General features: G+C 66.2%; 18 protein-coding genes. 15 read left to right on the top strand and 3 right to left on the bottom strand.

Annotation, left to right across the window (positions count from 1 at the left end):
* Positions 1–253: 253 nt before the first annotated feature.
* The 6 genes from cbiE (at position 254) to VSR82_RS28255 (ending at position 6,418) form a co-directional block, all read left to right on the top strand.
* Entirely contained in the window at positions 254–1,477 is a 1,224-nt protein-coding gene (gene cbiE, locus VSR82_RS28280) for a precorrin-6y C5,15-methyltransferase (decarboxylating) subunit CbiE (protein ID WP_498858259.1), read from the top strand.
* Complete coding sequence (locus tag VSR82_RS28275) at positions 1,477–2,577, top strand: cobalt-precorrin-5B (C(1))-methyltransferase (RefSeq protein ID WP_429455527.1); 1,101 nt, start codon at positions 1,477–1,479, stop codon at positions 2,575–2,577. The genes cbiE and VSR82_RS28275 overlap by 1 nt, the downstream gene beginning before the upstream one ends.
* Complete coding sequence (locus tag VSR82_RS28270) at positions 2,574–3,314, top strand: cobalt-precorrin-6A reductase (RefSeq protein ID WP_429455526.1); 741 nt, start codon at positions 2,574–2,576, stop codon at positions 3,312–3,314. The genes VSR82_RS28275 and VSR82_RS28270 overlap by 4 nt, the downstream gene beginning before the upstream one ends.
* Before the next feature lie 20 nt (positions 3,315–3,334).
* Positions 3,335–4,063, top strand: coding sequence for a precorrin-4 C(11)-methyltransferase (gene cobM / locus VSR82_RS28265; RefSeq protein WP_429455525.1), 729 nt, complete (start codon positions 3,335–3,337; stop codon positions 4,061–4,063).
* Positions 4,064–4,232: 169 nt separating this feature from the next.
* Positions 4,233–5,240 carry an AraC family transcriptional regulator gene (locus VSR82_RS28260; RefSeq protein ID WP_410842465.1) on the top strand — a complete coding sequence of 336 codons (1,008 nt, stop codon included), beginning with the start codon at positions 4,233–4,235 and terminating at the stop codon, positions 5,238–5,240.
* A gap of 2 nt (positions 5,241–5,242) precedes the next feature.
* A complete protein-coding gene (locus tag VSR82_RS28255; protein WP_429455524.1) occupies positions 5,243–6,418 on the top strand; it encodes an alpha/beta hydrolase family protein in 1,176 nt (391 codons plus the stop codon).
* 37 nt (positions 6,419–6,455) lie between these two features.
* Here VSR82_RS28255 and VSR82_RS28250 read toward each other — a convergent pair whose 3' ends face one another.
* Entirely contained in the window at positions 6,456–7,949 is a 1,494-nt protein-coding gene (locus tag VSR82_RS28250; RefSeq protein WP_429455523.1) for an MDR family MFS transporter, read from the bottom strand.
* Between the two features lie 205 nt (positions 7,950–8,154).
* On the opposite strand from VSR82_RS28250, the gene VSR82_RS28245 reads away from it, so the two are divergent.
* Both VSR82_RS28245 and VSR82_RS28240 read left to right on the top strand, forming a co-directional pair.
* Entirely contained in the window at positions 8,155–8,430 is a 276-nt protein-coding gene (locus VSR82_RS28245) for a DUF1488 family protein (protein WP_013091756.1), read from the top strand.
* Positions 8,431–8,750: 320 nt separating this feature from the next.
* Positions 8,751–9,386, top strand: coding sequence for a carbonic anhydrase (locus VSR82_RS28240; RefSeq protein WP_368583660.1), 636 nt, complete (start codon positions 8,751–8,753; stop codon positions 9,384–9,386).
* A gap of 177 nt (positions 9,387–9,563) precedes the next feature.
* Here the strand turns inward: VSR82_RS28240 and VSR82_RS28235 are convergent, their stop codons facing one another.
* Positions 9,564–11,849, bottom strand: coding sequence for a PA14 domain-containing protein (locus tag VSR82_RS28235; RefSeq protein WP_429455521.1), 2,286 nt, complete (start codon positions 11,847–11,849; stop codon positions 9,564–9,566).
* Positions 11,850–12,095: 246 nt separating this feature from the next.
* Here VSR82_RS28235 and VSR82_RS28230 point away from each other — a divergent pair, with 246 nt between their 5' ends.
* Both VSR82_RS28230 and VSR82_RS28225 read left to right on the top strand, forming a co-directional pair.
* Complete coding sequence (locus VSR82_RS28230) at positions 12,096–12,995, top strand: DMT family transporter (RefSeq protein ID WP_429457685.1); 900 nt, start codon at positions 12,096–12,098, stop codon at positions 12,993–12,995.
* 181 nt (positions 12,996–13,176) lie between these two features.
* Positions 13,177–13,938 (top strand): DUF4148 domain-containing protein, encoded by a 762-nt coding sequence (locus tag VSR82_RS28225; protein WP_368583657.1) that lies wholly within the window; start codon positions 13,177–13,179, stop codon positions 13,936–13,938.
* Positions 13,939–13,970: 32 nt separating this feature from the next.
* Here VSR82_RS28225 and surE read toward each other — a convergent pair whose 3' ends face one another.
* On the bottom strand, positions 13,971–14,747 hold the full coding sequence (gene surE, locus VSR82_RS28220) for a 5'/3'-nucleotidase SurE (RefSeq protein ID WP_429455520.1): 777 nt from the start codon (positions 14,745–14,747) through the stop codon (positions 13,971–13,973).
* 116 nt (positions 14,748–14,863) lie between these two features.
* Between surE and VSR82_RS28215 the strand changes: the two genes are divergently transcribed.
* From VSR82_RS28215 to VSR82_RS28195, 5 genes are all read left to right on the top strand, one after another.
* The gene (locus tag VSR82_RS28215) at positions 14,864–16,039 is read left to right on the top strand and encodes an epoxide hydrolase family protein (protein ID WP_429455519.1); all 1,176 of its coding nucleotides are present in this window, start codon (positions 14,864–14,866) and stop codon (positions 16,037–16,039) included.
* Between the two features lie 66 nt (positions 16,040–16,105).
* Positions 16,106–16,720, top strand: a complete 615-nt coding sequence (locus VSR82_RS28210) for an HAD family hydrolase (RefSeq protein WP_498858258.1) — start codon at positions 16,106–16,108, stop codon at positions 16,718–16,720.
* A 48-nt stretch (positions 16,721–16,768) separates the two neighbouring features.
* Positions 16,769–17,728 carry an aldo/keto reductase gene (locus tag VSR82_RS28205; protein ID WP_429455517.1) on the top strand — a complete coding sequence of 320 codons (960 nt, stop codon included), beginning with the start codon at positions 16,769–16,771 and terminating at the stop codon, positions 17,726–17,728.
* Positions 17,729–17,898: 170 nt separating this feature from the next.
* Positions 17,899–18,843: a metallophosphoesterase family protein gene (locus VSR82_RS28200; protein WP_368583652.1), complete on the top strand. Its 945-nt coding sequence runs from the start codon at positions 17,899–17,901 to the stop codon at positions 18,841–18,843.
* A 36-nt stretch (positions 18,844–18,879) separates the two neighbouring features.
* On the top strand, positions 18,880–19,281 hold the full coding sequence (locus VSR82_RS28195) for a cupredoxin domain-containing protein (protein WP_429455516.1): 402 nt from the start codon (positions 18,880–18,882) through the stop codon (positions 19,279–19,281).
* The last annotated feature ends 12 nt before the right edge of the window (positions 19,282–19,293 follow it).

Genomic DNA, 19,293 nt, shown 5'->3' with positions numbered 1-19,293 from the left:
AGCGCTTCGGGCTGACCGTGGGCGATGAAAGCGGCCATTATATCTTTACGCAATGGCCGCAGCGCCTGTTTGCCGGCCATCGCGCGATGCCGCCGGTCGCGACGCATGGCGCCTTGCCGCGGACCCGCGGGCCGCATGGCGGCGGTATCATGCGGACTTTCCAAACCCGCCGTCCGAGCCTGCGCGCAGCCGCATGCACGACGCGGCGCGGTGCAATCGCTCAGGAATCGACGCAACTGATGAGGATGGATGCATGCCGGCATGGCTGACCGTAGTGGGCATTGGCGACGACGGCTTCGCCGGTTTGGGGCGGCCCGCGCGGCGTGCGTTGCTGGGCGCGTCGGTCGTGTACGGCGGCGAGCGCCATCTGGCGATGCTGCCCGCGCGGATCGCCGCCCGCCGCGCCGCGTGGCCGCGTCCGTTCGATCTCGCGCCGTTGCTAGCCGAGCGTCCGCACGCGGTGTGCGTGCTCGCGAGCGGCGACCCGATGCTGTTCGGCGTCGGCGCGACGCTCGCGCGGCAGTTGCCGGCCGGGGAATTGCGCGTGCTGCCCGCGCCGTCGTCGCTGTCGCTCGCGGCCGCGCGGCTCGGCTGGCCGTTGCAGGATGTCGCGACCGTGTCGCTGGTCGGCCGGCCGCTTGCCACGCTGAATGCGCATCTGCACGACGGCGCGCGCCTGTTCGTGCTGAGCGCGGACGGCCACACCCCGGCGGCGCTGGCGGCCTCGCTCGATGCGCGCGGTTACGGCGCAACTCAGATGACCGTGCTCGAACATCTGGGCGGTGAACGCGAACGGCGTGTCGATGGCCGCGCCGATCAATGGCCGGGCGGCGAGATGGCCGCGCTCAATCTGATCGCGCTCGACTGCCGCGCGTCCGCGCAAGCAGCGCGTCTGCCGCTGACCTGCGGCTTACCCGACGACGCCTTTATCCACGACGGCCAGTTGACCAAGCGCGACGTGCGCGCCATCACGCTCGCGCGCCTCGCGCCCGCGCCTGGTGAGTTGCTGTGGGACGTCGGCGCGGGCAGCGGTTCGATCGGTATCGAATGGATGCGCGCGCATCCCACCTGTCGTGCGATCGCGATCGAGGCGAACGACGCGCGGCAGCGCTTCATCGAACAGAATCGCGATACGCTGGGTGTGCCTGGTCTGCAACTGGTGGCCGGCCGCGCGCCGGACGCGTTGCGGGGGCTACCCGCGCCGCACGCGGTGTTTATCGGCGGAGGGGTGACGGTGCCGGACGTGCTGGACACCTGCTGGGCGCAACTGCGCGACGGCGGCCGGCTCGTCGCGAACGCGGTCACGCTGCAAGGCGAGGCGGTGCTCGCCGCGTGGCGCGAGCAGCATGGCGGCACGCTGACACGCATCGCGCTCGCGCACGCGCAACCGCTCGGCGGCTTCGATACATGGCGCCAGGCGTTGCCGATCACGCTGCTCGACGTGACCAAGCCCGCCAATCCGTCAGCCGATTCGTGATGCGCGACGAAACCCCCGAACAGCCGGCGCCGCTGCGCAGCGGCTATACGACCGGCAGCTGCGCGACCGCGACGTCGCTGGCGGCCGCGCGTTTGCTGCTGGCGGGCGAGGTCAGCGAGGTCGCCGAGATCGTGTTGCCGAAGGGCCAGCATGTGCCGATGCGGCTCACGTTCTGCCGTCTCGTGGAGATGGACGGCGAGCGGATCGCCGAAGCCGGCACGATCAAGGATGCCGGTGACGATCCCGACGTGACGCACGGCGCGCTGGTGTTCGCGCGCGTGCGCCTCGTGCCCGAGCCCGGTGTGATTTTTCGCGCGGGGCCGGGCGTCGGCACGGTCACGCGCGCGGGGCTCACGCTGGCGGTTGGCGAACCGGCGATCAATCCGGTCCCGCGCCAGATGATCACGCAGCACCTCGACGAACTCGCCTCGCATCATGCGTATCAAGGCGGCTTCGAAGTGACGCTCTGCGTGGAAAACGGCGAAGCGCTCGCGCTGAAAACGATGAACCCGCGTCTCGGTATCGTCGGTGGACTGTCGATACTCGGCACTACCGGTATCGTGCGGCCGTTTTCGTGTTCCGCCTATATCGCGTCGATCCATCAGGGCATCGACGTTGCGCGCGCGAACGGCTATATGCATGTGGCCGCCTGCACCGGCAACGCGAGCGAGGACGCGATGCGCGCGCACTACGGCCTGCCCGATATCGCGCTGATCGAAATGGGCGATTTTGTCGGCGCGGTGCTCAAGCATGTGAAGCGCGCGCCGGTCGAGCGTCTGAGCATTTGCGGCGGCTTCGGCAAGCTCAGCAAGCTCGCGGCCGGCCATCTCGATCTGCATAGCCGCAACTCCAGCATCGATCTCGAACAACTCGCCGGCTGGGCCGCCGGGCATGGCGCCGACGCCGCGCTGCAAGCGGCGATGCGCGCGGCCAACACGAGCCAGCAGGCGCTCGCGCTCGCGCACGCGCAACAGGTGCCGCTCGGCGATATCGTCTGTCAGCACGCGTTGGCCGTTGCACGCGATATCGTGCCGCCGCAGGTCAGCGTCGAAATCTTCGCGATCGACCGGCAGGGCAAGTTCGTCGGAGTCGCCCGATGACGCGCATCCTGTTGCTCGGCGGCACCGGCGATGCGCTGAAGATCGCGCGCCAACTCGGTCCCGCGCATGTGTACAGTCTCGCGGGGCTCGGCAAGGTGCCCGACGACCTGAAGTGCGCGGTGCGCGTCGGCGGCTTCGGCGGCAGCGAGGGGCTGGCGCGTTATCTCGCGAGCGAAGCGATCGGCCTCGTGATCGACGCGACGCATCCGTACGCGGCGCGGATCAGCGCGAATGCCGTAGCGGCGTGTCGCGTCGCGAAGGTGCCGTGCTGGGCGCTGCGGCGTCCGGCGTGGCAGCCGCAAGCCGGCGATGACTGGCGCATCGTCGATGACTGGAACGCACTGATCGACGCGCTCGCGCCTTTCAGAAGGCCGCTATTCACGCTCGGACGCGAACCGCTCGCGCATCTCGACGAGATTCCGCCGTATCAATTCTGGACCGTGCGCGTGCTCGATTCGCATCCGGACACCGCGCGCTCGCGCATCCTCGCCGCGCGCGGACCGTTCACGCTCGACGGCGAACGCGCGCTGTTCGCGCTGCAGGCGTTCGACGTCGTCGTCAGCAAGAACAGCGGCGGCGGCGCGACCGAGGCCAAGCTCGAAGTTGCGCGCGAACGCGGCTTGCCGGTGATCATGCTGCGACGGCCGGTGTTGCCCGACGTCGATCGCGAGTTCGCCACCATTGCCGATCTTCTCGATGCGTTGCCCGCGCACGCGCAAGCGGCTTCGGATCAGTGAGCAAATAACTGGAGTACTGAATGACAGTGTTTTTTATCGGCGCGGGTCCGGGCGACCCGGAACTGATCACGGTGAAAGGGCAGCGTCTCGTGCGCAGTTGTCCGGTGATCCTGTATGCGGGGTCGCTGGTGCCGGCGGCGGTGCTCGAAGGTCACAGCGCCGAACAGGTCGTCAACACCGCGGAACTCGATCTCGACCAGATCGTCGCGCTGCTCGCGGCGGCGCACGCGAAGGGCCAGCATGTCGCGCGCGTGCATTCGGGCGATCCGTCGCTGTACGGTGCGATCGGCGAGCAGATCCGCCGCTTGCGCGAGTTGGACATTCCTTACGAAATCGTACCCGGCGTGACCGCGACGGCCGCATGCGCGGCGGCGCTCGGCTGCGAGCTGACGCTGCCCGGCGTGTCGCAGACACTGATCCTCACGCGCTATGCGAGCAAAACATCGATGCCCGAAGGCGAGCAGTTGGCCGATCTCGCGCGGCATCGCGCGACGCTGGCGATTCACCTCGGCGTGCGGCATCTCGCGCGCATCGTCGATGAATTGCGGCCGCATTACGGCGGCGCGTGTCCGATCGCGGTGATCTATCGCGCGAGCTGGCCCGACGAAGAAAAGATCACCGGCACGCTCGACGATATCGTCGCGAAAGTGCAGGGCAGCGCGATCGAGCGGACCGCGCTGATTCTGGTCGGGCAGGTGCTGGCCGCCGAAGGCTTCGCCGATTCGACGCTGTATGGGAGCGGCAATTGATGGCGCCGTGAGAGCCTGTCTGGTGTCGGAAAGCGGCGTGCGTTGTCGATCATAATGTGACGCAGCGCGAGAGCCTGACCCGTTTCCTGGCAAAACGCCAAAACGCGAAAGCGCGAAAATCCGCAAGTTCTGCACCGCCACCCGGCGCGCAGACCGCTATCGTGGCGCCATGATGAAGCCCAGCACCGAACGTGATTACCGTCGACGGATCGCTCGCGTGGTCGAGGCCATTCTGGTCGAGCCCGGCGCGCGGCACACGCTCAGCAGCCTCGCGGCCGTCGCGCATATGTCGCCATATCACTTCCATCGGATTTATCGCGCGTTGATGGGCGAGAGCGTCGCCGATACCGTCAAGCGTCTGCGGCTCGCCGAGGCAGCGCAACGGCTGACCGACGCCGCGCAGGTCACCGCGGTCGCGCACGACGCTGGCTACGACAGTCCCCAAGCGTTCGCACGTGCGTTTCGCGATTTCACTGGTGTATCGCCGAGCGAGTTCAGGACGCGGCAGCGGCATCTGGTGGCGAATCCGGCGGCTTCGGCGGCATCCGCGCGGACACGGCGAACGGGGCATGCGCGCATCGAGCCGCGCGGCGACGGCGATGGCATAGGCGCTGACGGCCGCCGCGACGAGTACGCTGAAAACCAGAACACCCCCGCATCACCATCCGTCGAAGTGATCGAGATCGCACCGCTCGACGTGCTATGCCTTCGCCATGACGGCCCGGTCGCGACGATCGGCCAGACCTTCCACACGCTGATGACGACGTTGCGCTGCGACGAGAACCCGCTGTTGCAGCAGCGCGTCGGCATCTGCGCGCGCGATCCGTCGATCGCTGGCGGGTTTTGCTATCACGCGGGAGTCGTCGCGGGGTCGCAGGCGGCGTTCAGCGATGCGATGCAGCGGCTCGACGAAGCCGCGCAACGCTCGCGTGTGGCCAAGCCGCCGCCGGGCATCGAGCCGCTGCGGCTCGAAGGCGGGCTATACGCGGTGCACCGCCTCATCGGTCCTTATGCGCTGATCTCGCCCACTTTCAGGGCACTGTACAGCGGCTGGTTGCCGCGCAGTGGCTACCGGCGCGATCAACGGCCCGGGCTCGAACTGTATCGAAGCGCGCCCGATCGCGGCGCGCTGGACCCCTGCATCACCGATCTGCTGATCCCCATTCGCGAGGACTAACCATGATGCGTCGAGGCTGTGCCGCGCTGTCGAGCGCGGTGGTGGTGTCGTTGAGCGTGGCATTGTCGGGGGCGCTGTGCGGCGCGCTGTGGGCTGCGTCGCCGGCGCACGCCAACGCGCAAACCGCTTCCGCCGACTGGCATGTCGGCGAGACGAGCCGCGTGTTTCATCCCGCCGTGGCCCGCAACTGGCGTGGCGCGCAAACACAGGCGTTGATCACGCGCATCTGGTATCCGGCCGATGCGACGCAAGCCGAGACGCGTCACGATATCGGCGCGCCAGGCCATCCGATGTTCATCGGCCACGCCGCCGCCGACGATGCGCCGCTGTCCGACGCGCAGCGCAAATACCCGTTGCTGCTGTTGTCGCACGGCACCGGCGGCAGCGCGGACAGTCTCGACTGGCTCGCGGCGTCGCTGGCCGCGCAGGGCTATATCGTCGCGGGCGTCAATCATCCGGGCAACAACGCGCTGGAGCCGCGCACGCGCGACGGCTTCATCCTCTGGTGGGAGCGCGCGACCGACTTGAGCGAAGTGCTCGACGGCGTGCTCGCGGACCCGCGTTTCGGTCCGCGCGTCGACACGACGAGGATCGGCGCGCTGGGCTTTTCGCTCGGCGGATACACGGTGCTCGAAGTCGCGGGCGCACGTACCGACAGCGCGGCGTTCGAGCGCTTTTGCACGTCGCCCGAAGCCGATGCGATCTGCACGCCGCCCGAAGCCGCGAGTCTCGCGCACGCGCCGGGCGCGCCGGCGTTGACGGTCGACGGGCTATCGGCCGAAACGAATGCATCGCGCGCGCGTTCGGGCGACTCGTATCGCGATCCGCGCGTCAAGGCGGCATTCGCGATCGCACCCGCGCTCGGCGAGGCGTTCGACAGTTCGTCGTTCAAGGAAGTGACGATTCCGGTCGCGCTGCTCGCGGGCGAGGCGGATACGACCGCGCCCGTCAACACCAATATTCACCGCATCGCGGGCTTCATGCCGCAAGCGACGGTGACGATGCTCCCGGGCGCCTCGCACTATACCTTCATGGATGTGTGCGAGCCCGAGGTGATGGAGCGTCTGGCGCCCATCTGCAAGGACGGACCGGGTGTCGACCGCGCCGTGATTCATGCGCGAACCGCGGCACAGGTGCGTGATTTCTTCGCGGCGACGCTGCCGGCGCGCGGCTCGTAGCGCTCGCGAACGCAAGTGATTCGCGCCGCCGCGCGACTCAATCCTCGAGCGGCGCCAGGGTCTTGAGCGGTGCCGGCTTGTCCTCGCCGAATCGGATCATCGGCACCAGCGAAAGCAGCGCAACCACGAACAGCCCGATCACGAACATCGACACGAAGGTCAGATGCAGCGACTGGTGCAGCACCAGCCTGACCAGATCGCTGTCGCCGAGATCGGCGGCGCGGTTCTGCAGCAGCGCCTTCAGCTGGTCCGACGTGACCGTCGCGGTGCCTTGCGAATGACGGAGCCCGAAGTTCAGCACCGCGCCGAACAGCGTCGCGCCGAGCGTGCTGCCGAGATTGCGCGAGAACAGGTTCGACGCGGTCGCGCTGCCGCGTTCGTCCATCCGGACGATCTCCTGGATCAGCACGAGCGAACTGACGCTCGACGTCCCCATGCCGAAGCCCATGATCAGCGACGCGAATCCGGCGACGAGCGGCGACGCGCCCGGCGACAGGAACAGCAGCAGCACCGCGCCGAGCGGCACGAACGCGCTGCCGCAGATCAGGATGCGCCGCAAGCCGAGCCGGTGAAACGACTTCGCCGCGAAGGTCGCGCCGGTGGGCCAGCCCACCATCATCATCGTCAGCGCGAGGCCGGCCACCACGGGCGAACGATGCAGCACGCCCTGCACGTACATCGGCAGGAACGTGGTCGCGCCCATCAGGATCATGCCGGCCAGCACCGTCGCGCTGTTGCATGCGGCGATCGGGCGGCGGCTCCATAGCGCGAACGAGATCATCGGTTCGGCCGCGCGACGCTCCTGCAGCACGAATAGCAGCACGCACAGCACGAACACGCCGCCCGCGAGCGAGGCGGGCGCGAATGCATCGTCGCCGGCGTAGGTCAGCGTCATCATCAGCGCGGCGATCGCGGCCATGAACAGCGCCGCGCCGGCGAGATCGATGGACGGCCGCGCGTGCCGCTCCGATTCGCGCAGGAACGCGATGAAGCCCGCCGCCGACGCCAGCCCGATCGGCACATTCATCCAGAAGATCCACGCCCACGACAGGTTGTGAATGATGAAGCCGCCGACCATCGGACCCACGACCGCCGAGATCGCCCACACGCTCGCCAGATAGCCCTGCACCTTGCCGCGTTCGCGCGCCGGGTACAGATCGGCGACGATGGTCAGCGTGACCGGCTGGATCGCTCCCGCGCCGATGCCCTGGATCAGCCGGAACACGATCATCGCCGGCATCGACCATGCGAAGCCGGCGAGCACCGAGCCGACGAGGAAGATCGCGATGCCCGCGAGGATCACCGGCTTGCGTCCGTAGAGATCGGCGAGCTTGCCGAACACCACGGTCATCGCGGTCTGCGTGAGCAGGAACGACGAGAACACCAAGCTGTATAAATGCAGGTCACCGAGTTGCGAGACGATCTGCGGCATCGCGGTCGACACGATGGTCGCTTCGATCGCGACCATCGCCATCGAGGCCATCACGGCGGCGATCACGAGCGGGCGTGAAGATTGAGTGTTGCGGGACATGAAGGGCGTAGTATCGGTATGTTGAGTGCGTCGACGGCCCGGAGGAGGCCTTGCTGCGGCGCATCGGCGCGGCCGCGCATGACGGCCGCTCAGGAGTATGCACCTTGCGCAGAATGCGTGCTCGCGCCAGGGCAGCCGGGCAGCCGGCCGGTTTGGGCATGAGCGTTGCGTATTCGGATTTCCCTTTGACACACGGAGGACAATCATGAGGATCGAATTCACCGGACGGCGGGAAGTGGTGGCTGCTGCGCGCGTCGCCTACGAGGCCAATGTGGACGGGAAGGACGTATGGTGCAGCGTGTCGCTCGACGCGCTCAACGACCATTTCGGCAACGGCAGCCTCGGCAACGGCGCCCCGTCCGCTCACGATCTGGTGGGGACGTTCGAGGCGAACCGCGCCCGCATTGAAAATGCTACGCGGCGGGTGCTCGAACGCAACGGGGGACGGTCCGTGGAACTCGAGACGCGCGATTTCGACTGAGCGACCCGCTTAGCGCGTAGCGGGTCAATTGATTCGCGCCGCGGTGGAAAGGACTCTTCCACCGCGGCGGCTATATCCGCGACGCCGGCGCGGCTACAGTATCGACGCACACATTGCTTCATGCGTGTGAGCGAGAGAGTTGGACCCGGCTGCCGGCAGCCGGGTCTTTTTTTTGGCGCGTCCAGGCACACCATTATTTCGCTGGCAATTTTCCGCTGGAGCGTCCGACGATTAGCACGGTGATTCGCGCGACGAGTGAAAGGCTGCGGTATAGTCGCGGCAAACTTTAAATCTGTCTCTTCGATTCTCTGGAGAAAATCGTGCAGGAAATCATCGAAGGTCTGATCCGCTTTCAACGCGAGGTCTTTCCACAGCAAAGCGCGCTCTTCAAGCGTTTATCGACTGCGCAGAATCCCAGCACGCTCTTCGTGACCTGTTCGGACAGCCGCGTGGTGCCGGAGCTGCTGACGCAGACCGAGCCGGGGTCGCTGTTCGTGATCCGCAACGCGGGCAACATCGTGCCGTCGTACGGCCCGGAGCCGGGCGGCGTGTCGGCGACCGTCGAATATGCGATCGCCGTGCTCGGCGTGACCGACATCGTGATCTGCGGCCATTCGAACTGCGGCGCGATGACGGCGATCTCGTCCTGCACGAATCTGGAGCACATGCCGGCGGTCGCGAGCTGGCTGCGTCACGCGGATGCGGCGAAAGCGATCAACGCGTCGCGTCACTATCACTCGGATGCGGAGCGTCTCGCGGCGCTGGTCAAGGACAACGTGATCGCGCAACTCGCCAATATCCGCACGCATCCGTCGGTGGCGGTCGGGCTCGTGAACAAGACGCTGCGGCTCCATGGCTGGATCTTCAATATCGAAAGCGGCGAAATGCTCGCACTCGATGGGAATACCGGTAACTTTTTGTCGCTTGCGGATAATCCGGAAATTTATGCAGTTTGAAGTGGCATTTGGAACGGGCTTTTGCTTTGAGAAATTAACTGATCGAGCTTGCTAAAAGCATTGCCTAAAAAGAACGCGGCGCAGCGGATTTTTCCGGTGCGCCGCGTTGTTTTTTGGGTTGGCCGGCGCGGTGGCGCGGCGTCGATGCCACCGCGCCGCCCGGCACAACCATCTCTATCAGCTCGACGTCACCAGCGAATCCGATGGCACGATCTTCAACACATCAGGGCTCTTCGCAGCCGGGTTCGACCACAGCAGATGCATGCTTGCCGCCCCGCTGCCGTGCACGTACTCGACCTTGATCGACGCACTCTGGTTCGCGGCGAAATGGACTTTGCCCGAAGCGCTGCCCGGCGTCGTGCCCGTTTTGTCGATCACCTTCACGCCGTTGATCCACAGACGCGCGACGTTGTCGCTGTTGATCGTGAACGTGTATTCGCCGTCCTGCGCCGCCTTGAGCGCGCCGGTCCAGCGCACGCCGTAGTTGGTCGCGTTGACGCCGGCCGATGCATCAGGCGAATCGGTGCCGCGCTCGGTGTTCAGATCGAAGTCGATCAGCGGCGTGATCGACGTCTTCACCGGCGCCGCGCTGAAGGTCGGATCGTTGTAGTACGCGACCTGCAGCACCGGCAGCTTGACGTCGAACCCACCCGTCAGCGCCTGCGTTTCCGACGTCTGCCACGGATGGCCGTCCGGGTAGAAGGTCCCCTGGAACGGCGTCGCCGGTTCGACTGTCGCGGGTGCGCTCGGCGTCTGGCCCCAGTGAAAGCGCGTATTGGTGCGGCCGATCATCAGCTCCCACACGATGAAGCCGGTGGTGCCGCCGTAGTTCGCGACGATACCCGGCATCGTCTGACCGGTCGTGCCCGTGAAGCCGCGTTGCAGCGTCTCCGAGTTCATCGCGTTGATGTTGCTGCCATTCACCGGACCCGTGTACGGGTTGTTGTACGGATGGAACCCGTAGAAATCCGAGAAGTAGGTGCCTTCGTCTTCCTGCACCTGCGGCGAGTTGATCGGCTGCGTTGCGCCTGCGTTCAGGATCGCGATGCGCGCATCGTTCATCATCACCGCGCGCGTGTTCCGCAATGAACCATTGCCGCTGCAGCCCGGCTCGTTCATCGGCTCCCAGAAGATGATGCGCGGGTCGTTGCGATGCGGCGCGACGAAGTCGGTGATGTAGTTCGCGAGGCTCTGCTTGTACGTAATCGCCGGGTTCGACGCGCTTGCCTGGAAATACGCCTGCTCGACCGGCGTGCCCGGCGACTGCACCCACTGGCTGTTATGCACGCCCCACACCGGCGCGGGCTGCGGGCCGTATTGCGGGTTGGGGTTCCAGCAGTCGTCGTAGAAGATCGGCGAGACCTTGATGCCGTGCCGCGCGGCGATCGTCAGCAGGTTTTCGAACTTGCTCAGGAAGGCCACGCGATCGTTGGCCCACACCAGATAGTGCAAATACACGGCGACCGTGTTCATGCCGTAGGTCTGCGCATAGGTGAGCTCGCGGTTGACGATCTCGGGGTCGTAGTTCTCCCAGAAGTCGATCGCGTTGACCGCATTGGACGGCGTGTAGACCGCGCCGACCACCTTCGAGAAATCGTAGACGGGCGAGGTCACGGCCGGATACGTATGGATCGTGATGTTGCTGAACGACACGCCGACACCGAAGCGCCGCACGCCGAAGCTGCCCGACTGGAAGACCGCCGGCAGCGCGTTGGTCGCGTCGTTGGCGCTCACCACGCGCTGGCCGTCGAGGTCGACGAGGATCGCGTTGCCGCTCGTCGTCACCTTCAGGTGATGCGTGCTGCCGCCGACGATCGAGGCGACCGGATACTGGATGAAATTGGTCCAGTTGTTGTTCTCGCGACCCACTACGAGCGCATGCGAGCCGGTGTCGAGACCGATGAAATAGCCGGTCAGGCTGTCCGGGCCGCCCGCGGTCGGCTTCGTCGTGCGCACGACGAAACCGGCGTTCGCGGGGCCCGTGCCGACCGGCGCGGTGACGGTCACGTCCGCTTCGTACGAAGCGCTCGCGTAGGTCGTGCCGAGCGCGACCGCCTTGTCGCCGGCGCCGGTGCCGTTGGCGGGCGGCGCGTCGATCGCGAGCGTCGACGCACTCGCGCCTGGGTGCCAGGCGCTCGCCGAACCGGGTGCGAGGTAGCTCGTGAAATCGCCGAACGACAACGTCGTCGTCGCGGTCGGGGCGGGCGGCGCCGGGGGCGTGTACGGCGCCAGATTCAGCGTCGGGTCGGCGATCACGAGCGGCGGGGTGGTCGTTTTCATGCCCACCGGGATGGCTTTGGCAGCCTTGAACTCGTTCTGCACGTCGGCTGTGGCGGCCGCAGCCGCTGTCGCATCGATTGCTTTCACCTGCTTGTCCGCCGTAGCGGACACGTTGGGCGATCCGTCATTACCGCCGCAGGCGCTCAGCATCGCGAGCGCGGCCAGTACATAGAAATTGCGCACCTGTATCTCCAGAGGTCCCCGCTTGATCGATGGTCATAATTATTATTAAAAATGCATACGACGAAGGCACTTGAAGCGTCGGTGTAACGGCGCAAAAATCGCTATGAATAATATTATTAGTTCGTCTGACCAGTATCGGTGGATTCCCTGATTTGCCAAAGCGGGTGCGCGGCGTACGCGCGAGGGCGCGCGCGAGCGCGGGCATAATCCTGTTTCCCCATGACCCACGTTCAACCCGAACCGTCCATGCCGCCCGTCGTCGCCGTCCGCCCGAGCGCCGTACCGTTGCGCAGCGTCGCGCTGATCCTCGTGTCGATGCTTTGCTTCGCGCTCGTCGACGCGTTGGCGAAATCGCTCGCGCTCGCCTATCCGGCCAACGAGGTCACGTTCTTCCGCATGCTGTTCGGTCTGTTCCCGGCCGTCGCGATGTGTCTGCGCGGCAAGCCGCTCGTCACGCGCTTGCGGCAACTCGACGTGCGCGGGCAGACCCTGCGCGCGCTGACGCTGCTCGGATCATCGGGCCTGTTCTTTGCGGGGTTGCCGTACATGCCGCTCAGCGAGGCGGTCGCGATCGTCTATTCGGAGACCTTGCTCGTGATCGTGCTGGCGCCGCTGCTGTTGCACGAAACGCTGAAGCCGCGCGACGCGCTGGCCGCGGCGGTCGGTTTCGCCGGCATGCTGCTGGTGGTGCGTCCGGACGGCTCGCATTCGAGTTGGCTCGGCCCGGCGCTGCTGATCGCGAGCGCGTTGTGCGGTGCGCTGTCGATCATCCAGATCAAGCGCATCAACGCGAGCGACGATTCGGGCACGACCGTGCTGTACTTCACGCTGGTCGGCACCGCGGTGATGGGCGCGTCGCTGATCTTCGCGTGGCGCACACCGTCGTTCGATGCGCTCGCGATCATGGCGCTGCTCGGCGCGCTCGCGACGGCGGGACAGTTGCTGATGACGATGGCGTTCCGCGATGCCGACGCCGGCGCGCTCGCGCCGTACAACTACACGAGCATCGTGTGGGCCGCGCTGTTCGGCTATCTGGTGTGGGGCGAGACGATCGGCGGGATCTCGATGCTGGGTATCGCGTTGATCGTCGGCAGTTCGGTTGCCGTCGCGATGCGCGGCAAGACCGAGGAAGGACCGCTCGTTTGAGCCCTCCTGGCACTCCGGTTAAAGGGCCCGTTTGGACAGAAGAATGCCCGTCGGTTTCGGACACATCCACGACCAGATCCGCCGATTCGTCAGTTGTTGGGTCTAAAAGCGAAACACTGTTCTTCGGATCGCCGACACTTTGACTAATGGGTCGTCGTTCTGTCGAAAGGGGGAGCGTGCCTTGTATAGCGAACCGAGAATGATCGTGTTGACGGGTCTCGTCTTCGGCGCGGTGACGATTGGGGCCTACGTGTCGCAGCTGGACAACGACTGGTCGTCCGGCCGGGACGTGAGCCTCGTCGCCGATGGCGAACGGAGTGTCGGCGCGACGGGCGCGGCGGCGGCGCGGCACCATGCGCTGCCCGACGACGTGACTGCGTTGCGGTCTCAGCCGGCGCCATCGATCGGAGCGCAGGCAGGCGACGCACTGGCCATCGCGGCGCTCCAGTTCGCGCGGGAGTCGAACAAGCCGCAACCGCAGGTGCAACCACAGCCGCAGCCGGCGAATCTGCCGCCACAGCCCGCGGTCAGTTCGAACCGGACCCAGGCGCCGCCTGCGGCAAAGACGGTGCGCTCACACCATAGCCAGGTTGCATCGGGCACCACGACGAAACCGCGTTCAGCGCAAAGCGCTGCGACGACATCGGGTAATCATGCGCGGGGCAGCAGCCACCGGAAAAGTTCTACTGCGGAGCGCTCCGGGAAGAAAGCGGCTGGCGTCGCGCCGGAGGTACGGCAGTCGCCGCAACATGCAACGCAAGGCGTCGAATCGGCATGGTCGATGCCGCGCTCGGGGCAAAGCAGCCAGGCCACGACTGAAGCGATTGTCAACAGCGGCCCCAAAACCCGCGCCGAGGTACAGGCCGAACTCGCGCGCGCGAGAGAGAACGGCACGATGCCCGCGTTCGGCAGACCCGCACCGTCGGGACCTGGAGCGCACTGAAGCGGGGTATTGCGCCGCGTTCCGTGCAACCGTCAGATCAACGACGCGGCGAGCCGCGCGAAGGTGGCTTCGTCGGTGCGATCGAACGCGAGCGGTGTGACCGAGACGCGACCCGCCGCGACCGTCGCCGTTTCGCTGTCGGCCTCGTTCTCGCGCGGGCCGCGATCGAAGCGCAGCCAGTGATACGCGATGCCGCGCGGATCGACTTCCGGCAATACCTCGATGTCCCTGACGAGCCCGACGCCCTGGCGAGTCGGCGTCAGAGGACCCGCATCGGCGGCATCGACGTCCGGGAAGTTGATGTTCAGGCAGGTCGGCGCCGCATGCTCGATCGCGAGCAACTGGCGGATCACGCCGGGCGCGAGCGTGCGCGCGGTGTCCCAGCGCACGCGCTCGCGATCGGTGAATACCTGGCTCAGCGCGAACGACGGCAGCCCGAGCAGCAGACCCGTCATCGCCGCGCCGACCGTGCCGGAGAACATCGTTTCGATGCCGAGGTTGCCGCCGCGATTGACGCCGGACAGCACCAGCGACGGCGCCTCGCGCATCAGATGACGCACCCCCATCACGACGCAATCGCCGGGCGTGCCGGTCACGCCGAAACGGCGTTCGCCCTGGCGGCTCACGCGCAGCGGCGAATGCAGGCTGATCGAATGCGAGGTACCGCTCTGGTCGTGCTCGGGCGCGACCACCCAGACTTCGTGCGCGAGCTCGGCGGCCACCGCTTCGAGCACGGCGAGGCCGGGCGCGTCGATCCCGTCGTCGTTCGTCAGCAGCACTCGCGGCACCTTGGATTCGTAAGCGGACATCGCGTCAATCTCCTGTGGGTCGGTCAATGAATCGTACGGAAGGGACGCCCATTATCCGGCTTTCATTCGACGCGCGTACGATGACGTTGAGCCGCCAACCGACCCAGGACGACCCCATGCAGATCGACCCGTTTGAGATTGCGATCGCCGATCAGGACATCGACGATCTGCGCCACCGCATCCGCGCGACCCGCTGGGCGCCCGCGACGCCCGCGCCCGCATGGCAGCAGGGCGCCGACCCAGCCTGGCTGCGCGAACTCGCGAGCTATTGGGCTGGGCAATTCGACTGGCGCGCGGCCGAACGCAAGTTGAACCGGCTGCCGCAATTTCTCGCCGACGTGAACGGCCAGACCGTGCACTTCGCGCATCGGCGTGCCGCGAGTGTGACGCCGGGCTTCCAGGCTTATCCGCTCGTGATCACGCACGGCTGGCCCGGTTCGTTCTTCGAGTTTCACGCGCTGCTCGATCAGTTGTGCGACCCGGCCGCGTTCGGCGCCGATCCCGCCGACGCGTTCGACGTGGTCACGCCGTCGCTGCCGGGGTTCGCGTTTTCGCCTGCGCCCGCGCAAGCCGGCATGTCCGCGTTCCAGGTCGCGGACCTGTGGGTGTCGCTGATGCGCGGGCTCGGCTACGAGCGCTTCGGCGCGCAGGGCGGCGATCTTGGCGCGGGCGTGTCGATCGCGTTGGCCGCGCATCATCCGCGGGTGGTCGACGGCATTCACCTGAACTTCCTGCCGAGTTCCTATGAGCCCGCGATCGGCGCGGCGCAGCGGGAGCTGACGCCGGCCGAGCAGGACTATCTGCGCGAGAAGAACGACTGGGCCGCACTCGAAGGCGGCTATGCGCATCAGCACAGCACCAAGCCGCTGACCGTCGCCGCATCGCTGAACGACTCGCCGGTGGGACTCGCCGCATGGATCGGCGAGAAGTTTCGCGCGTGGAGCGATTGCGGCGGCGACGTCGAAAGCGTGTTCTCGATCGACGAGCTGCTGACCAATATCTCGCTGTACTGGTTCACGCAGTGCATCGGTCCGGCGATGCAGATGTATTGGGAAAACCGCCTGCAGCCGATGCGTTTCTCCGACGGCGAGCGCATCGACACGCCAGTCGGCTTCGCGCTGTTTCCGAAGGAGATCAATCATCCGCCGCGCAGCTGGCTCGAACGGACCTTCAACGTCGTGCAGTGGAGCGAAATGCCTGCCGGCGGGCACTTCGCGGCGATGGAAAAGCCCGAGTTGCTGGCGGCCGAGCTTCGCAAGTTCTTCAGGCCGTTGCGGCAGAAAACACGTTAGGCCGCAGCGCAGCGCGCAAAAAGCGCATCGCGCACCGCGCAAACTTCAACCCGGGAGATCGACGGCATGAGCGCACCCGTCACGCTGCTTCTGTTCGACCTGGAAGGTGTGCTGTCGCACTACGACCGCGCCGCGCGTGTCGAGCGTCTCGCGGCGATCGCGGGCTGCAGGGAAGAGACCGTGCGTCATGCGATCTGGGGCTCGGGACTCGAGGCGCGCGCCGACGGCGGCGAAATCAGCGACGACGAATATCTGCGCGAACTCGGCGCGCTGCTCGGTTATCCGGTGAGCCGCGCCGAATGGCTCGACGCGCGACTCGCGTCCATCAGGCCAAACGAAGCGGTGCTCGCGCTGGCGTCGCGCGCGGCGCAGCGTTGCCGCATCGCGATACTGACGAATAACTGCCGCCTGCTGACCGATCACATCGCTTATCTGAATCCGCCCGTGGCGCGGCTCTTTGGACCGCACGTCTATTCGTCGGCGGCGTTCGGCGCGGCGAAGCCCGCCACGCAAACCTATCTGCGCTGCGTTGAACGGCTCGGCGCGGCCGCAACGCAGACGCTCTTCATCGACGACAGCGAGGCCAACGTGGACGGCGCGCTCGCGGCTGGTTTGCAGGGCTACCGGTTCGTCGACGCGGATGGCCTCGCGGTCGAATTCGCGCGGCGGGGTGTGCTTTAGCCGCTGCGATGACGGTCGAACTTCCATGCACGAGGGCAGCTACCCGCTATGGCACTTTCGTCGAACCACGCTCGCCGCCGCCGCTTTCTGCGCGCGGCGCTCGGGTTACCGGCAACACTCGCGTTATCGCGCGTCACCTCCGCGCAGACTGAAACACCCGCGCAAGCCGATACCACCTTACCGCGCATGAACCGCCGCGCGATCCCGTCCACCGGCGAAGCGCTGCCCGTGATCGGCTGCGGCACGTGGCGCACCTTCGACGTCGGCGACGATGCCGCCGCGCGCGCCCAACTCGCCGAGGTGCTGCGCATCCTGTTCGAAGCGGGCGGCTCGGTGATCGATTCTTCGCCGATGTACGGTTCGTCGGAAGCGGTCGCGGGCGCGCTGCTCACTCAGCTCGACGCGCATCGCAAGGCCTTCGTCGCCACCAAGGTCTGGACCGAGGGACGCGCAGCCGGCATCGCGCAGATGGAGGAATCGCTGCGGCGTTTTCAGCAGCCGCATGTCGATCTGATGCAGATCCACAATCTGCTCGACTGGCGCACACAGCTCGCGACCTTGCGCGACTGGAAAGCGCGCGGCCGGATTCGCTATCTCGGCATCACGCATTACACGTCGAGCGCGTTCGACGACGTCGCGGCGGTGATGCGAAGCGAGAAGCCCGACTTCGTGCAGATCAACTACGCCGCCGACGATCGCGCGGCTGAGCAACGCATCCTGCCGCTCGCGGCCGAACTCGGCATCGGCGTCGTGATCAATCAGCCGTTCGGCGGTGGTGGTCTGCTCGCGCGCGTGATAAAAACGCCGCTGCCCGCATGGGCCGCCGAAATCGGCTGCACGAGCTGGGCGCAGATTCTGTTGAAGTTCGTGCTCGCGCAGCCGGCGGTGACCGTCGTGATTCCGGGCACCGGGCGGCCGCAATACATGGCGGACAACGTGCGCGCGGGATCGGGTCCGCTGCCCGACGCCGCGATGCGCGCGCGGATCGTCGCGGCGGTCAGCGGCTGACGCGATGCGCAATCCAGTGTGCAATCCGTCACGGCGTTTACTGGCTGCTTTCCATTTGCATACACTCGCCGCGTCCCGCAAACGCCACACAACACGGGAATAAAACCCGCGACACGACAGTCATGCCTCACGAACCGGGTGGTTCGGCGAATCCCTATCGTGAGGTCATCATGTCGTCACAACATTCATTCGATCCGGCGCGTCGCGGCGCGCTGAAGTGTCTTGCGTTCGGTGGTCTGGGCACGGTGTTCATGCTGTCGGGCGGCGTGCTGACGCCGGTCGAACTCGCGCTCGCGGCCGACGCCAAAACCGCGACGCCAGCAGCGGGCACGCCGCTTTTCCTGCAGATCAGCGACACGCATATCGGCTTCAACAAGGAAGCGAATCCCGACGTCGCGGGCACGCTGAAACAGACGATCGATTACGTCAACGCGATGCCGTCGCGGCCGCCGCTCGCGATTCACACCGGCGACATCACGCACCTGTCGAAGCCCTCTGAATTCGATCTGGCCGCGCAGCTGATGTCGGGCCTGAAGATCACCGAGCTGCACACGGTCCCCGGCGAGCATGACGTCACCGACGGCCCCGGCACCGAGTACTTCAGCCGTTTCGGCAAGGCGTCGGATAACCGCGGCTATTACAGCTTCGATCACCAGGGCGTGCATTTCGTCGGTCTCGTCAACGTGATGCATTTCAAGCCGAACGGCCTCGGCGGTCTCGGCAGCGAGCAGCTCGAATGGCTCGAAAACGATCTGAAAGGCCGCTCGTCGAGCACCCCGGTGGTCGTGTTCGCGCACATGCCGATGTGGACGATCTACGAGCCGTGGGGCTGGGGCACCGGTGACGCCGGACAGGCGATGGACTATCTGAAGCGCTTCGGTTCGGTGACGGTGCTGAACGGTCACATTCACCAGATCGTGACGAAGGTCGAAGGCAATGTGACGTTCCATACCGCGCGCTCGACCGCCTATCCGCAACCGACCGCCGGCCAGGGCGATGGCCCGGGGCCGCTGAAGGTCGCGAGCGACCAGTTGCCGAAGATGCTCGGCGTGACGAGCGTCAGTATCGCGCGTCATCCGCTGAAGGCGACGCTCGACGACACGACGCTCGCCTGACCGCACCCGCTACTTTTACGCTCGAGGAGATCAATGATGCCTACCAAGCTGATGGGCCGAGTACTCGCAGTTGCGCTCGGCAGTGCCGCGCTCCTGGCGATGTCGCCGGGGCTCGGCTTCGCGCAAACCACCATGCCGATGCAGATGCCGATGCCGATGAAGGCGGCGCAGCAGCAGACCGTCGCATCGACGCCTAACGCGATGTTCATGAAAAACTTTAATTTCACGCCGACGGATTTGACCGTCAAGGCGGGCACGACGGTCACATGGAAAAATCTCGACGGCGAGCCGCACACCGTGGTCAACGACGCGGGGCTGTTCCGCTCGGCCGCGCTCGATCAGGACGACACCTATCAATTCAAATTCGATAAACCGGGCGTGTACAAGATCTTCTGCGGCATCCATCCGAACATGAGGGCGACCATCACCGTGCAATGAGCGGTGAACCGG

Source organism: Burkholderia sp. JPY481, assembly GCF_038900515.1.
Lineage (GTDB): Bacteria > Pseudomonadota > Gammaproteobacteria > Burkholderiales > Burkholderiaceae > Paraburkholderia > Paraburkholderia youngii.
The sequence above is the reverse complement of the archived record's forward strand: the minus strand, read 5'-3'. Positions and strand labels throughout refer to the sequence as shown.